The sequence below is a fragment of the Rhodococcus parequi genome, assembly GCF_046042785.1.
In the GTDB taxonomy this organism is placed as follows: Bacteria; Actinomycetota; Actinomycetes; order Mycobacteriales; family Mycobacteriaceae; genus Prescottella; species Prescottella parequi.
In genome coordinates, this window is record NZ_JBDLNV010000002.1 from 499,227 (window position 1) to 513,660 (window position 14,434).

At 68.7% G+C, this 14,434-nt stretch carries 14 protein-coding genes; 7 read left to right on the plus strand and 7 right to left on the minus strand.

Annotation, left to right across the window (positions count from 1 at the left end; all coding sequences use genetic code 11):
- Positions 1-43: 43 nt before the first annotated feature.
- The 4 genes from ABEU20_RS06500 to ABEU20_RS06515 all read right to left on the minus strand — a co-directional run bounded on the left by ABEU20_RS06500 (position 44) and on the right by ABEU20_RS06515 (position 4,171).
- Positions 44-436 carry an RNHCP domain-containing protein gene (locus ABEU20_RS06500; RefSeq protein ID WP_420163579.1) on the minus strand — a complete coding sequence of 131 codons (393 nt, stop codon included), beginning with the start codon at positions 434-436 and terminating at the stop codon, positions 44-46.
- A gap of 16 nt (positions 437-452) precedes the next feature.
- Positions 453-788: an RNHCP domain-containing protein gene (locus tag ABEU20_RS06505; RefSeq protein WP_420163580.1), complete on the minus strand. Its 336-nt coding sequence runs from the start codon at positions 786-788 to the stop codon at positions 453-455.
- A gap of 377 nt (positions 789-1,165) precedes the next feature.
- On the minus strand, positions 1,166-3,544 hold the full coding sequence (locus ABEU20_RS06510; protein WP_420163581.1) for an FdhF/YdeP family oxidoreductase: 2,379 nt from the start codon (positions 3,542-3,544) through the stop codon (positions 1,166-1,168).
- Positions 3,545-3,634: 90 nt separating this feature from the next.
- A complete protein-coding gene (locus tag ABEU20_RS06515; RefSeq protein WP_420163582.1) occupies positions 3,635-4,171 on the minus strand; it encodes a TetR/AcrR family transcriptional regulator in 537 nt (178 codons plus the stop codon).
- 145 nt (positions 4,172-4,316) lie between these two features.
- Here ABEU20_RS06515 and ABEU20_RS06520 point away from each other — a divergent pair, with 145 nt between their 5' ends.
- From ABEU20_RS06520 to ABEU20_RS06545, 6 genes are all read left to right on the plus strand, one after another.
- The gene (locus tag ABEU20_RS06520) at positions 4,317-5,135 is read left to right on the plus strand and encodes an enoyl-CoA hydratase/isomerase family protein (RefSeq protein ID WP_420163583.1); all 819 of its coding nucleotides are present in this window, start codon (positions 4,317-4,319) and stop codon (positions 5,133-5,135) included.
- Complete coding sequence (locus ABEU20_RS06525; protein ID WP_420163584.1) at positions 5,132-5,902, plus strand: SDR family NAD(P)-dependent oxidoreductase; 771 nt, start codon at positions 5,132-5,134, stop codon at positions 5,900-5,902. The genes ABEU20_RS06520 and ABEU20_RS06525 overlap by 4 nt, the downstream gene beginning before the upstream one ends.
- A gap of 113 nt (positions 5,903-6,015) precedes the next feature.
- A complete protein-coding gene (locus ABEU20_RS06530) occupies positions 6,016-6,807 on the plus strand; it encodes an SDR family NAD(P)-dependent oxidoreductase (protein ID WP_420163585.1) in 792 nt (263 codons plus the stop codon).
- A 52-nt stretch (positions 6,808-6,859) separates the two neighbouring features.
- Positions 6,860-8,197, plus strand: coding sequence for an MFS transporter (locus ABEU20_RS06535; RefSeq protein WP_420163586.1), 1,338 nt, complete (start codon positions 6,860-6,862; stop codon positions 8,195-8,197).
- A gap of 43 nt (positions 8,198-8,240) precedes the next feature.
- The gene (locus ABEU20_RS06540) at positions 8,241-8,933 is read left to right on the plus strand and encodes a type 1 glutamine amidotransferase domain-containing protein (RefSeq protein WP_420163587.1); all 693 of its coding nucleotides are present in this window, start codon (positions 8,241-8,243) and stop codon (positions 8,931-8,933) included.
- Positions 8,934-8,995: 62 nt separating this feature from the next.
- The gene (locus ABEU20_RS06545) at positions 8,996-10,285 is read left to right on the plus strand and encodes an LCP family protein (RefSeq protein WP_420163588.1); all 1,290 of its coding nucleotides are present in this window, start codon (positions 8,996-8,998) and stop codon (positions 10,283-10,285) included.
- A gap of 20 nt (positions 10,286-10,305) precedes the next feature.
- Here the strand turns inward: ABEU20_RS06545 and ABEU20_RS06550 are convergent, their stop codons facing one another.
- Positions 10,306-11,235: an NADP-dependent oxidoreductase gene (locus ABEU20_RS06550; protein ID WP_420163589.1), complete on the minus strand. Its 930-nt coding sequence runs from the start codon at positions 11,233-11,235 to the stop codon at positions 10,306-10,308.
- Positions 11,236-11,286: 51 nt separating this feature from the next.
- A complete protein-coding gene (locus tag ABEU20_RS06555) occupies positions 11,287-12,441 on the minus strand; it encodes a Rieske 2Fe-2S domain-containing protein (protein WP_420163590.1) in 1,155 nt (384 codons plus the stop codon).
- A gap of 267 nt (positions 12,442-12,708) precedes the next feature.
- On the opposite strand from ABEU20_RS06555, the gene ABEU20_RS06560 reads away from it, so the two are divergent.
- Positions 12,709-13,542 carry an alpha/beta hydrolase gene (locus tag ABEU20_RS06560; protein ID WP_420163591.1) on the plus strand — a complete coding sequence of 278 codons (834 nt, stop codon included), beginning with the start codon at positions 12,709-12,711 and terminating at the stop codon, positions 13,540-13,542.
- Here the strand turns inward: ABEU20_RS06560 and ABEU20_RS06565 are convergent.
- A complete protein-coding gene (locus tag ABEU20_RS06565; RefSeq protein WP_420163592.1) occupies positions 13,536-14,429 on the minus strand; it encodes a D-alanyl-D-alanine carboxypeptidase family protein in 894 nt (297 codons plus the stop codon). The genes ABEU20_RS06560 and ABEU20_RS06565 overlap by 7 nt on opposite strands.
- Between the last annotated feature and the right edge of the window lie 5 nt (positions 14,430-14,434).

Below are 14,434 nucleotides of genomic sequence, written 5' to 3' on the forward strand. Positions count from 1 at the left end.
GACTGTGTCGGTGCCGACCCATCGGTTCGGAGGCCGTACTCGGCTACCGAACGCTCCCCAGATGTGAGAGGGGTCGCACGGCGATCCGGACGAGGGCGAGCGGATTGTCGTCGCCGGCCGCGCGGTTCACACCCATCGCGCCGCACGCGCCGCAGCGGTGGACGATCGACCATTCCCCGGCCCCGCGCACGGAGATGGAGATCGGGTCCATGCGCCCGCCGCACGACGCCGCACGGTCGCCGGGCACCGACCGATCGACGTGTCTGCTGCACAGGCACGTCGGACAGTGGTTGCGGTGGGCGGTGCCGGGCGCCCACATCGGCACGTCCAGTCCGCAGCCGAGACAGCGGAAGGACGTGCCACGGCGCGCCGGCCCGTCGCGGTGGGCGGGCTTGGCGCGCTGTGGGCGTTCGGTTCTACCGTTCCTGCGTGACATGTCGTGCACCTCCGCATCAGAGTTGCGCGAGATGCTCGAGCGGGAACGGCGGCTGCGCCAACGGTTTCACCGCGATGCGGATCAACAGCAACTGGTTGTCGTCCGAGGCGACCGGGCCGGCCTCGAGACGGTCGCAGCCGGTGCAGCGCTGGATGAGCATCCAGGTTCCGTCACGTTGCACCGCAACGGCGATCGGATGCGTGCGGGCCTCGCAGCGACCGTGCCTCCCCGCCAGACAGGTGGGGCAGTGCGTGCGCGGCAGACCGCTCGGCGCCACGGCGGACGCCGTGAGGCCGCAGCGGATGCAGGAGAACGTGGACAGGTGTGAAATCGGTGTGCCGCTGTGGGACACGGGGGTACTCCTCTGTGAGATCGACTGGGCGGCGAGAGTTGCCGAGCCGTCGTCGAACCCGCGGAAGATTCACACCGGACAGGAGATCCGATGCCTGGTACGGATCACCGGCCGGAGCGGTTCGCGGGATCGCGAAAGAGCTCGGCGGTTGTCCGGGGCATAATTCACCACTTCCATACCTAGGGGAGCCGGCCGTCGTGCCGGATGCGCGCAACCCTAGGTATCGCGCCTACACGCGCGCAATCGAATTACCGAGCCGCACCGTCCGCGTTCCGCGCCAGGACGATCCACCGGTCGGAACCCCACATCCGGGTCGGCGCCGGGGACCGTAGTGCCGGAACCCACGTCAGCGTCGCCGGACCACCGCCCGCGCACGCTCAGGAGAGGTAACGCGGCTGCGGCTCGCTCTTGTGCGACCAGTCCCAGCCGATCTCGTGTTGCGTGCCCCCGTCGAGGTGTTCCTCGCGCACCGTCCCCGCCGGTTCGAGCCGCACGATGATGGACTTGGACGTGGGGCAATTGCTCTTGAGCGCAGTGGAATCCAGCGGAACGAGCGGATTGGTCTCCGGATAGTAGGCGGCGGACGTACCCCGCGGGATGTCGTACTCGACGATCCGGAATTCCGTCGCGTAGCGGGTGCAGTCGTCGTCGTCCCACTTGGTCAGCAGATCCACCTTGTCGCCGTCGTCGTACCCGAGGGCCGCGATGTCGTCGCGGTGCATGAAGATCACACGCCGCCCGCCCTCGATCCCGCGGTAGCGATCGCTCAGCCCGTAGATCGTGGTGTTGAACTGGTCGTGGCTGCGCAGCGTCTGCAGGATCAGATGTCCGGGCGGGACCTGCATCACCTCGATCGGCGCGACGTCGAACTCGGCTTTGCCCGAGGACGTTTCGAATGTCCTCGAATCACGCGGCGGGTGGGGAAGGATGAAGCCGCCGGGCCGGCGCACGTTCACCTCGTACCCCTCGCACCCCGGCACCACCTTCGAGATGTACAGACGGATCTTCGCGTAGTCGTCCCGCATGCCGAGCCAGTCGAGCCCGTAGCGGTCACCGAGAGTGGCGTGCGCGATCTGCGTGACGATCGCCGTCTCCGACTGCAGCTGCGGGCTCGCCGGTTCGAGCGGACCGCGCGATGCGTGCACGGCGCACACCGAGTCCTCGACGGAGATGAACTGTTCCCCGCTCGCCTGGACGTCCTTCTCGGTGCGCCCCAGCGTCGGAAGGATGAGCGCGGTCTCCCCGGTGACGAGGTGCGACCGGTTGAGCTTGGTCGAGATCTGCACCGACATCCGGGTGTTACGCATGGCCGCGGCCGTCACGCGGGTGTCCGGGGCGGCCTCGACGAAGTTGCCCCCGAGCGCCATGAAGAACTTCGCCTTGCCGTCCCGCATCGCCCGGATCGAATCGACGGTGTCGAAGCCGTACTCCCGGGGTGGATCGAAGCCGAACTCCTGTTGGAGCGCGTCGAGGAAGCTCTGCGGCGGACGCTCCCAGATCCCCATCGTCCGGTCGCCCTGGACGTTGGAGTGGCCGCGCAGCGGTAGCAGGCCGGCGCCGGGCTTGCCGATGTTGCCCTGCGCGAACGCGACGTTGCAGACCTCCTTGATGATCGCGACCGCGTTGCGGTGCTGGGTGAGTCCCATCGCCCAGCAGAACACCGTCGCCTTCGACTCCCGCAGCATCTGCGCGGCCCGGGTGATCTCGACGCGGGACAGTCCGGTCGACGCGGTCACCGCGTCCCAGTCGAGTTCCGCGACGTGCTCTCGCCACGCCTCGAAGCCGTGCGTGTACGTCTCGATGAACTCGTGATCGAGTGCGTCCCACTCGACGAGCAGCGAGCCGATCGCCTGCATCAACGCCAGGTCGCCGCCGGGCTTGATCTGCAGGTGGTAGTCGGAGAGGTCCGTTCCACGGCCGATCACTCCGCTGGGGGTCTGCGGGTTCTGGAAGTGCAGCAGACCCGCTTCCTTCAGCGGGTTGATCGACAGGATCTTCGCGCCGCGTTTCTTCGCCTCTTCGAGGTGGGTGAGCATCCGCGGGTGGTTGGTGCCGGGATTGTGCCCCTGCAGCACGATCAGCTCGGCCTCGTGGACATCCTCGAAGACGACGCTGGCCTTGCCGATGCCGATCGATTCGGCCAAGGCGATCGACGTCGACTCGTGACACATATTCGAGCAGTCCGGCAGGTTGTTGGTGCCGTACGCCCGGACGAACAGCTGATAGGCGAACGCCGCCTCGTTGGAGGCGCGCCCGGACGTGTAGAAGATCGCCTCGTTCGGGTCGAGCGACTGCAGTTCGCGTCCGATGAGGGTGTAGGCGTCGGCCCAGTCGATCGGTTCGTAGTGCGTGGCCCCGGGTCGCTTGATCATCGGGTGCGTGATCCGCCCCTGCTCGTTCAGCCAGTACTCGCTGCGGGAGGTGAGCTGGGCGACGGAATGCCGTGCGAAGAACTCGGGTGTCACCCGCCGCAGCGTGGCCTCGTTCGCGACCGCCTTCGCGCCGTTCTCGCAGAACTCCGCCGGGTGCCGGTGCCCCGGTTCCGGATCGGGCCACGCGCAGCTCATGCAGTCGTATCCGCCGACCTTGTTGAGCTCGAGCAACGTCTCGCCGGTGCGGACGATGCCCATGTTCTCCAGCGACCGCTTCATCGATACCGCGACGGCCGGGACACCGGCGGCCTTCGTCTTGGGCTTGCCGACCTTCAGGTCGGATTCGTCGTAATCCGGGCGTTCTTCTTTTTGGCGCCTGCGCATCTCGACCTCCATCGCCGTCGGCCTCCCGTCCACGGTAGGACACTTCGGCGCGCGGGGCGCGACACCGGCGAAGGTTCGTGCCGATTGCGGTCAGCGGGCGCGAATCCCGTCCAGCACGAGTCGCACGAGGTAGTCGACGAAGTCGTCCTCCCGCCACGCCGGCCGGGTCAGGGTCAGGGTCGTCAGCGCGCCGCGCAGCGTGTCCAGCACGAGGGCTCCGTCCACGTCCGGCCCGATCTCGCCGGATTCGGATGCCCGGCCGAAGACCTCGACGTAGCGCGCCCGCACCGGTCCGATGAATCTGCGTTCGGCCTCGTCCTGCAGGTCGGGGTCGCACGCCATGTCGGCGATCAGCCCCGGCATCCCCCGTCGGTACTCGGGCAACAACTGCAGACCCACCATGTCGCGGACCATCGCCGTGAAGGTCTCCTCGAAGGAGGCGCCGGGTGCGATCGCCCGCGCCGACACCGGATCGCGCCGGAACAGTGTCTCCTGGACCAACGCGGCCTTGGTTCCCCACCATTGGTAGAGCAGCGGCCGCCCGACGCGCGCCCGACGCGCCACCGCGGCGAGTGTGACCGCCTCGTAGCCGTCCTCGACCAGCAGCGCTGCGGTGGCGTCGAGCACCGCCCGATGCCTCTCGGGGTCGCGTCGCCGCCCCCTCCCGGGACCGTCCTGAGTCACCTCGCACCCTTCCTCGTGAAAACGCTGCGCATTTACCTTACATCGTGTAAGCCTGAAGATCGGTAGATTCGAACGAAGCGGAGCCCGAATGACTTTGATCGAGATGGCACGGCCGGCACCGGACGTCGCGATCCTCACCCTGAACCGCCCCGAGCGCCTCAACGCCCTCAGCTTCGCCCTCGTCGAGGAACTGCACGCCGCACTCGACGAACTCGAGCGCGACAACACCTGCCGGGTGGTGATCCTCACCGGTGCCGGACGCGGGTTCAGCGCGGGCCTCGACCTCAAGGACCCCGTCCGGACGGCCCCGACCGCCGCCGGACTCACCGGACCCGCCGCCGGCATGCGCACCCAGGAGTACATCGCCTCGCTGGTCCCGCGCCTGCAACGCCTCCCCCAGACGGTGATCGCCGCCGTCAACGGCCCCGCCTTCGGTGGCGGCCTGGCGCTCGCCGCCGCATGCGACCTGCGGATCGCGTCGGCGTCCGCGCGGTTCGGCGTGCAGTTCATCAAGATCGGGATCTCGGGCTGCGACATCGGGATCAGCTACACGCTGCCCCGGATCGTCGGCGGCGGCCGGGCCACCGAGTTGATCACCACCGCCCGCGAGTTCGACGCCGCCGAGGCCGAACGCATGGGGTTCGTCACGCGGGTCGTCGACGACTCCGAACTGCTCCCCGCCGCACTCGACCTCGCGGCGACGCTGTGCGACCACAGCCCGTTCGCGCTGGCGATGACCAAGCAGGTTCTCACCGCGAACGCCACCGCCGGCAACGTGGACGCGGCCATCGCCCTCGAGAACCGCACCCAGATCCTGGCCGGCACCGGCGGCGAGTTCGCCGAGGCCGCGGCCGCATTCGTCGAACGCAGACCGCCCGCGTGGGCACGGACAGGAGACCGAACATGAACCGCGAGACACTGGACACACTCTTCGACCTCACCGGACGCACCGCGGTCGTCACCGGCGGCACCCGCGGCATCGGCCTGGCCATCGCGGAGGGTTTCGCGGCCGCCGGGGCCGACGTCGTGGTGGCCAGCCGCAAGGCCGACGCATGCACCGAGGCCGCACGACACCTGCGGAACTTGGGGGCCAAGGCGATCGGAATCGCCACGCACATGGGCGAACTCGACGACCTCACCGCTCTCGCCGAGGGTGCGGCCGACGAGTTCGGCGGCATCGACATCCTGGTCAACGCCGCCGCGAACCCGCTCACGCTGCCGCTCGGCAAGTTCACCCCGGAGGCCTGGTCCAAGTCGTACGACGTGAACCTCCGCGGGCCGGTGTTCCTGACCCAGGCCGCCCTGCCGTACCTCGAGGCCAGCAGGCACGCCGCCGTCATCAACGTCATCTCGGTGGGCGCGTTCATGTTCTCGCCCAAGGTCGCCATGTACGCCGCGGGCAAGAACGCGCTGCTGTCGTACACGCGCTCCATGGCCGCCGAGTTCGCGCCGCGCGGCATCCGCGTCAACGCACTCGCTCCGGGTTCGGTCGACACCGACATGGTCCGCAACAACCCGCCCGAGGCGATCGAGGCGATGCGGCAGATGTCGTTGCAGCAGCGCATCGCGGCGCCGGACGAAATGGTCGGTCCAGCTCTGCTGCTCGCGTCCGACGCGGGCAGCTACATCACCGGTCAGGTGATCGTCGCCGACGGTGGGTCGGTCGTGCACTGACCGTCCTGTGACGCGTACCACTGAGCGAGAAGTGCGCTTCCCTTCGCCCGTCGATCGCGCCAAGGTCGGACGTGGACCGGACAGCCCGGCCCGCAACGGATTTCGGAGGACGCATGGCACGGCTCGACGGCAAGGTCGCGATCATCACCGGAGCAGCGCAGGGCATGGGAGCGGCCACGGCACGGCTGTTCGTGGCGGAGGGGGCCCGCGTGGTGCTCGGTGACGTGCTCGAGGACAAGGGTCGCGCACTCGCGGCCGAACTCGGGGACGCGGCGATCTTCACGCCGCTGGATGTGAGCGACGAGTCCGCGTGGGAGTCGGCCACCGCCACCGCCGTCGACCGTTTCGGTGGCCTCGACATCCTGGTCAACAACGCGGGCGTGATGCACTGGGCACCGATCGAGGACATCGACGTCGAGAAGACCGAGCGACTGCTCGACATCAATGTGCTGGGGAACCTGCTGGGTGCCCGGGCCGTCGTACCGACGATGAAGAAGGCCGGCCGCGGCGTCATCGTCAACATCTCCTCGGTCGACGGACTGCGCGGCGTCAACGGACTCGCCGCCTACACCGCGAGCAAGTGGGCGGTGCGCGGTCTCACCAAGGCACTCGCCTACGAGCTGGGTCCGTCGGGCATCCGGGTGTGCTCGGTGCATCCGGGCGGCGTGGACACCACGCTGGGGAATCCCGGCGGTCTGGTCGGCGACGACCTGCAGAGCAAGTACGTGGGCGTGCCGCTGCAGCGGATCGGCGAGTCCGAGGACATCGCCCGCGCCACCCTGTTCGTCGCGAGTGACGAGGCGTCGTACATCTCGGGCGCCGAACTGGCCGTGGACGGCGGCTGGTCGGCCGGCACCTACTACCCGGGTCTGCCGGGCACGCCGTCGGCGCTCATGCCGAACTAGCTCGTTCGGGCCGATCGGGGCGGCCCCGACGGCGGCGGCCACAATGTACGCCGTGTGTTCCGAGATCGCCCCGCCCCGATCCACCCCGAGATCCATCCCCCGCGGGCGCGTACCTCGCATCCATCCGGCCTGGTTCGTCGCCGTCGTCGCGTTCCTCGCCCTCGTCGGCGCCGCCAGTTTCCGGGCGGCGCCGTCGGTGCTCATCGATCCGCTGCACGACGACTTCGGCTGGTCCCGCGCGAGCATCTCCGCAGCGGTCTCGGTGAACCTCGTCCTGTACGGACTGACCGCCCCGTTCGCCGCGGCCCTGATGGAGCGGTTCGGGATGCGCCGGATCGTGGCGTCGGCGCTGGCCTTGGTCGCGCTGGGGAGCGGTCTGACGATCTTCATGACCACGACGTGGCAGTTGATCCTGCTGTGGGGCGTGCTGGTCGGTCTCGGCACCGGCTCGATGGCGCTCGCGTTCGTCGCTACGGTGACCGACCGCTGGTTCGTCGCCCGCCGCGGGCTGGTCACCGGCGTCCTCACCGCCGGCGGAGCGGCCGGCCAGCTCGTGTTCCTGCCGGTACTCGCGACCCTGTCGGAACGCTACGACTGGCAGACGGTGTCGCTCACCGTCGCCTTCGCGGCGCTCGCGGTGGTGCCGCTGGTACTGGTATTCCTCCGCGACCGCCCGGAGGACGTCGGCGTGACCCCGTTCGGGGCGCCGGCCGACTACGTTCGGCCCCGGACGCCGGCGGCGCCCGGTGGCGCCGTCGGTCGCGCGCTCGGCGTCCTGCGCTCGGCCGCACGCACCCGCGTCTTCTGGCTCCTGGCAGGCACGTTCGCGATCTGCGGCGCCAGCACCAACGGACTGGTCGGCACGCACTTCGTCCCGGCCGCGCACGATCACGGGATGCCGGTCACCGCGGCCGCGGGCCTGCTCGCCGTCATCGGCATCTTCGATCTCGTCGGAACCATCGCGTCGGGGTGGTTCACCGACAGGTTCGACTCCCGCAAGCTGCTGGGGATCTATTACCTGCTGCGCGGCCTGTCGCTGATGGTGCTGCCGATCCTGTTCGCCGAGACCGTGCACCCACCGATGATCGCGTTCATCATCTTCTACGGCCTCGACTGGGTCGCCACCGTGCCGCCGACCGTCGCGCTGTGCCGCAAGCACTTCGGCGCGGACGGACCGATCGTCTTCGGGTGGGTGCTGGCCTCGCACCAGATCGGTGCCGGACTCGTCGCGTTCCTGGCCGGCGTCGTCCGAGACCGCTTCGGCGGCTACGACGCGGCGTTCTTCGTCGCGGGTGGCCTGTGTGCGATCGCGGCCGTCATGGCACTCGCGATCGCGAAATCACCGGACCGTGACGGTCCGGAGATGGTGAGGGCCACCGCCGCCTCGTAACGTGGGAGCGAAGCGCAAACCGCCGAACAGCCGAGGAGTTCACATGAGCGGCAAGCGAGTACTCATCGTCGTCACGAGCGTCGGCGAATACGAGAGCGTCGGCTACCGCACGGGACTGTGGTTGGGCGAGTTGACGCACTTCTGGGACTACCTGCACGACGCGGGGGGCACGGCCACCATCGCGAGCATCGCCGGCGGCCCGGTCCCACTCGATCCGGAGAGCCTCACCCCGGACGTCCTGAACGACCTGGGAACCGGAAAACGGTACGCAGACCGGACATTCATGGACCTGTTGGACACCACCGTCTCGATCGCAGACGTGACCGCCGACGACTACGACGCCATCTATCTCACAGGCGGGCACGGCGTGATGTTCGACTTCCCGGACGAACCGCACCTCGCCCGACTGCTGCGGGAGTTCCACGAGACCGGCAAGGTCGTCTCGGCCGTGTGCCACGGCCCCGCCGGACTCCTCGGCTCGACGCTGTCGAACGGCGAGTACCTGATCGCCGGCCGCAACGTCACCGGATTCTCCTGGCCGGAGGAAGAATTCGCCCACCGAGCCGATGCGGTGCCGTTCAGCCTCCAGGCGAGGCTGGAAGAGCGGGGCGCGGTGTACTCCTTCGCGGCCGAACCCTTCGCGCCGCACGTGGTCGAGGACGGGCGCCTGGTGACCGGGCAGAATCCCGCGAGCGCACGACCTGTGGCCGAAGCGGTCGTGAAGCAACTCGGCTGAGCGTCACCCACATGTGACCCGATTCGCCGGGTGCCGCCGCGGGCCCCGGCTATGTTGAGGCGGTGCGCTCCGATCCGGACGACACCACCGACGAGCCGGGGCCCCGCCGCCGACGCAGAACGGTCACGGCCCTGCGCATCGCCACGGCCACCGTGGCGGCCGCCGTGCTGGTGGTCACGGGGCTGGGGTGGGCGGCGCACCACGAGTTGACGACCGGCATCCTCCGGTCCGGCGCCCTCGACGTCCTCACCGGGGGCGACCGGAATTCTCCGCACGGTGATTCGAACATTCTGCTGATCGGCCTCGACAGCCGAAAGGACATGCACGGCAACGATCTGCCCGCGGAGTTCGTCACCGACGAGCTACATGCCGGCGACAGCGACGCGGGCGGATACAACACCAACACCCTGATTCTGTTGCACGTCCCGGGCGACGGCAGCCGCGCCACCGCGGCCGCGATCCCCCGCGACGACTACGTCGACATCCCCGGCTACGGCAAACACAAGATCAAGGAGGCCTACGGGATGGCGAAGGCGGACGCCGACGCCGAGCTCGAGGAGCAGGACGTGACCGATCCGACCGAACGCGAACAACGGTCCCGCGACGCCGGACGCCGGTCGACGATCGAGACCGTGCAGAAGCTGCTGCGTGTCCCCATCGACCACTTCGCCGAGGTCAATCTCGTCGGCTTCTACGACATCGCCAAGGCGCTCGGCCCGCTCGAGGTGTGCCTCAACGCACCGGTCGACGACCCGTACTCCGGCGCGAACTTCCCGGCCGGCCGACAGATGCTCGACCCGGCGCAGGCGCTGCCGTTCGTGCGGCAACGGCACGGCCTCGACAACGGTGATCTCGACCGCACCCGACGGCAACAGGCCTTCCTCACCGGCGTGCTCCGGAACCTCGACTCGGGCGGCGTGTTCGGCAGCGTCTCCAAGATGCGCGCCCTGTTCGACACCGTCGAGAGCGACGTCGTCGTCGACGACGATCTCGATCCCGTCGGCTTCGCTTCCCAGGCGCGCAATCTCACGCGGGGCGAACTCGACTTCTACACGCTGCCCATCGAGGGGTACGCGACCGTCGACGGCCAGGCGGTCAACATCGTCGACCCCAACCGGATGCGCGCCGAGGTATCCCGGCTGTTCGCGGGCGAGGGACCCCTGCCGACCACGACCGCCACCACGACGACCACCACGCCGCCCCCCACGTCATCAGCGACGTCGTCCAGGCCTGCGCGATCGGGTTCCCACACCACCACGGCGACCGAAGACACCAGCACCCCCCTCGAAGCCCCACCGCCGGAGGAGCCGGTTGCAGCGGACGACAGCAGCGGCATTCCCTGCGTCGACTGACGGGTGCCGACCAACGGGTACTACGGAAGCAGCACGAGTTTCCCGCGGGCATGCGGTTGCTGCAGGGTTCGGTGCGCCTCCGCGGCGTCCGCGAGCGGAAACCGGGTGCCGACGACCACGTCCAGTCCGCCGTGCGCCGCCATGTCCACCAGCAACGGACGCGCCTCGCGACGGATTCGCGCGCTGTCCTCGTTCGGTCCACCGATCGCGGCGAAACCGTCGCGGGCCGCGCGGGCGAACGCGATGGTGGTGACGATCCGATCGCGTTCGGCTCCCAGCGCCAGGGACTGGTCGATCACCTCGTCGGTGCCGACGGTGTCCACCACCGCGTCGACCCCGTCCGGGGCGACCTCGCGAATGCGGGCGGCCAGATCCGGACCCGGCAGCACGGGGACGGCACCGAGAGTGCGGAGGAAGTCGTGGTGAACGGGCCAGGCGACGCCGATCGCCACCGCGCCCCGCCCCACCACCAATTGGACGGCCAACTCGCCGACGCCACCGGCCGCGCCCTGGATCACGACGGTGTCGCCCTCCACCACCCCGGCGACCTCGAGTGCCTCGTAGGCCGTGCCCCCGGACGAGAGCAGGCACGCCGCGCTCTCCCACGACATCGAGTCCGGTTTGGGCAGAACGGCATCCGCCTCCGCGAGCACGACGTCCGAGTAGGCGCCCTCGCCCGCGTAGACGATCACCTCGTCGCCCACCCGGATCGGATCGGTGCCGGCACCCACCCCGAGGACCACACCGGCCCCCTCGGTTCCCAACCGGACGGGCAGCGCGGCGGGGTCCGTTCCGAAGGCTCCGCTGTACAGCTTGTAGTCGATCGGGTTCACCCCGATCGCCCGCATCTCGACGACCACCTCACCCGGGCCCGGAGGGGGGACGTCCTGGTCGATCACCTCGAGGACCTCCGGTCCCCCGTACGCGGTCGCGACCACGGTTCTGGACATGGCCCGAACAACTGCGGCGCGACCGCGACTTATTCCCGGGGAACGAACCGGTCAGTTCGACGCGGCCGCTTCCGTCACGCGCCGCTCGATGTTCTCGGCGACCTCGCGCCGCCAGGCCGCGACGGGCTTGGTGGTGTCCATCTCGAACTCGAAACGGTTGGTCATGTCCGGGGTGATGTCGGCGACGTCGACGTAGAACTGCTCGTACCAGCGACGCAGCTGGTAGACCGGGCCGTCCTCCTCGCACAGCAGCGGGTTCTCGATGCGCGTCTTGTTCTTCCAGATCGCGACGTCCTGCTCGAAGCCGATGGTGATGTACGACGCCATCGCCGTCGCCAGCTCCTGCGCCCTCTCACCACGGATGTCGTCGGTCTGCTTGACCTTGATGCCGTACATGAGCACGAACTTGTTCGGCGCGATCGGGTAGTGGCAGTTGAGCAGGATCGAGTCGATGTCGAAGTCCGGGTAATGGTAGGTCAACTCGTCGATCATGAAGGACGGGCCGTAGTACGCGGCCACCGAACTGTTGCCCGTCGACGCCGCCTGCCCGTCCTTGGTCGGCCGGGCCATGTCCTCGCGTCCGACGCCCTCGTAGTACTGGGTGGCGGTGTGGCCCTCGAAGATGTTCTTGAACTTGATCGGGAAGCCGTAGTGCACGTAGAAGAAGTGCGCCATGTCGACGACGTTGTCGATGATCTCGCGGCAGTTGGTGTCGATGGTGATCTGCTTCCACACCCAGTCGGTCCACTCCTCACCGGGCGCGGTCATGTCCGGGATGGTGACCTCCGCCGGCGGCTGGTTGCCCTCCGGGTCGTGCCAGACGAACAGCAGTCCGTCCTTCTCCATCGTGGTCCACGCGCGGGTCTTCGCGAGCGGCGGCACCCGACGCGCGTAGGGGATGTCGGTGCACTTGCCGTTGCCGTTCCAGCGCCAGTCGTGGAACGGACACGCGACGGAATCGCCCTTGATCTCGCCCTGGCTCAGATCGCCGCCCATGTGCCGGCAGTACGCGTCGAGAATCTTCAGATCGCCCTGGCTGTCGGCGAACACCACCAACTTGGTGCCGAACGCGTGGATCGAGTGCGGCTTGCCGTCGCGGAGGTCGCGCGTCAGACCGACGCAGTGCCAGCCACGCGCAAAACGCTCCGGAGCCTCGCCGGCCTCGATCATCCGAACTTCTTCGTTCTCCGTATCCATCGTCGTCATGACCGCTCCCCAAGTCCCTTTCAGTGAAAACGCTCGAAATCCGGAACCAATCATCCGTTTGATGATGTGTCCCGCTTCACACTGAAACACGTGTCAGTCGACTGTGGCACGAATCTCACTGAACGGGACCGAATCGGACTGTTTGTCCGCGATTGGTGACCAAAGTCCATATCGAAACGGCGATAACCGCTTCCGTGGGCCGTACGGCCGAGCATCGTAATAGCCAGCACTGGGTACACATTCCACGATCTGGAAGGACCCGAGACGATGCCCGACACCCCGCACCCCGCCGTCGACGCCCCGCCGGTCATGTTCGTCCACGGCCTGTGGCTGGCCGCCTCCTCCTGGGACCCGTGGCGAACGAGATTCGGCGAGGCCGGATTCCACACCCTGGCACCGACCTGGCCCGGCGAGGCACCGAACGTCACCGACACCCGGGAACACGCCGCCGATCAGGCGGGCTACGGGATCGACGAGGTCACCGCGCATTTCGCCGAAGCGATCGCGCCGCTGGACCGCAAACCGATCGTCATCGGGCACTCGTTCGGTGGTCTCGTCGCGCAGAAACTGCTGGCCGCCGACGTGGCCGCGGCGGCCGTGGCGATCGACCCCGCGCAGATCCAGGGCGTCAAGGCACTACCGCTCGCGCAACTGCGTTCGACGTTTCCCGTGCTCGGCAACCCGGCGAACGCCAAACGCACCGTCACGCTGACGCCCGATGCCTTCGCCTACAGCTTCGGAAATGCCATCGACCGCAGTGAATCCGACGAGATCTACGACCACTGGACCATCCCGTCCCCCGGTCGGCCGCTTTTCCAGGCGGCGTTCGCGAACCTGCTTCCCGGTTCCCCGACGCACGTCGACACGACCGCTCCACGCGGACCGTTGCTGATCCTCGGCGGAGGTCAGGACCACGCCGTCCCGGAATCGGTGAGCCGATCCGCCCACCACCGCTACCGCAAGGCCACGACCGACAACGACTACATCGTGCTGGCCGACCGCGGCCACTCGCTCACCGTCGACCACGGCTGGCCGGACGTGGCCGAGACCGTCCTGGACTGGCTCGCGCGGAAGGGGTTCGGCGCCCCCGTCACTCACTGACTCTCGTCGGTCGTGATCTCGTCGAGCAGCCGGGACGCCCGGTCGATGGCGTCATCGGCCGAGCGTCCCTCACCCTGCACCGCCCCCACCACGAGGCGGCCGGCGGCACCGACCTTCGCGGCGAACAGGAACACCCCGCCCGCCTCGGTGGTCGTGCCGGTCTTGAGGCCCACCACTCCCGGCCGGCCCAGCAGAGAATTCGTGTTGTAGACCGCGCCGACACCCGACAGCACCGCACGGTCGCGCGCGACGATCTCGGCGACCACCGGATGGCGCACGGCTGCCGCCGCGAGCAACGTCAGATCCCGCGCGGTGCTCGTCGTGGAAGGCGAGAAGCCGCTCGCGTCGGTACCCACCGTCGTCGACGTCATCCCGAGCGAGCGCACCAGCTCGGTTGCCGCCGTCCGGTATTCGTCGAGCGAGCCGAACGCCCACACCGCCAGGGTGTCCGCGAGGTTGTTCGCCGACGGCAGCAGCATCCCGACGAGCATCTCGTACTCCGACAACTCCTGTCCGGCGCCCACCGCCACCGCCGAACCGCCCCGATCGGCGTAGTCGCGGTACAGGTCGGCGTCGGCCTCGGTCATCGTCAGCATCGGCCCGTCCTCGCCCGGCGCGAGCGGCTTCCTGTCCAGCACGGCCAGCGCGGTGATGATCTTCGCGGTGCTGGCGGTGGGCCGTGGCCGGGCCTGCCTCGCCCCACGGCCGCGGATCTCGCCGGCCACGTCGTCGGCGAAGCTGTACGCGGTCGCGGCGCCGGGTCGGGCCAGGCCCACGGGCCCACCGGATCCCGGTCGCGACATCACGTCGACGAACCACAGCGTGGCCCCCACCAGCAGGATCACGACGGCGATGGGAAGGACGAGTCCCCTACGAAGCATGTGCATGGCGT

Excerpts from the sequence above, each read along its gene's own strand:
- ABEU20_RS06500 (WP_420163579.1), bottom strand. The coding sequence starts at position 436 with ATGTCACGCAGGAACGGTAGAACCGAACGCCCACAGCGCGCCAAGCCC.
- ABEU20_RS06510 (WP_420163581.1), bottom strand. The coding sequence starts at position 3,544 with ATGCGCAGGCGCCAAAAAGAAGAACGCCCGGATTACGACGAATCCGAC.
- ABEU20_RS06520 (WP_420163583.1), top strand. The coding sequence starts at position 4,317 with ATGACTTTGATCGAGATGGCACGGCCGGCACCGGACGTCGCGATCCTC.
- ABEU20_RS06525 (WP_420163584.1), top strand. The coding sequence starts at position 5,132 with ATGAACCGCGAGACACTGGACACACTCTTCGACCTCACCGGACGCACC.
- ABEU20_RS06530 (WP_420163585.1), top strand. The coding sequence starts at position 6,016 with ATGGCACGGCTCGACGGCAAGGTCGCGATCATCACCGGAGCAGCGCAG.
- ABEU20_RS06540 (WP_420163587.1), top strand. The coding sequence starts at position 8,241 with ATGAGCGGCAAGCGAGTACTCATCGTCGTCACGAGCGTCGGCGAATAC.
- ABEU20_RS06550 (WP_420163589.1), bottom strand. The coding sequence starts at position 11,235 with ATGTCCAGAACCGTGGTCGCGACCGCGTACGGGGGACCGGAGGTCCTC.
- ABEU20_RS06555 (WP_420163590.1), bottom strand. The coding sequence starts at position 12,441 with ATGACGACGATGGATACGGAGAACGAAGAAGTTCGGATGATCGAGGCC.
- ABEU20_RS06560 (WP_420163591.1), top strand. The coding sequence starts at position 12,709 with ATGCCCGACACCCCGCACCCCGCCGTCGACGCCCCGCCGGTCATGTTC.
- ABEU20_RS06565 (WP_420163592.1), bottom strand. The coding sequence starts at position 14,429 with ATGCACATGCTTCGTAGGGGACTCGTCCTTCCCATCGCCGTCGTGATC.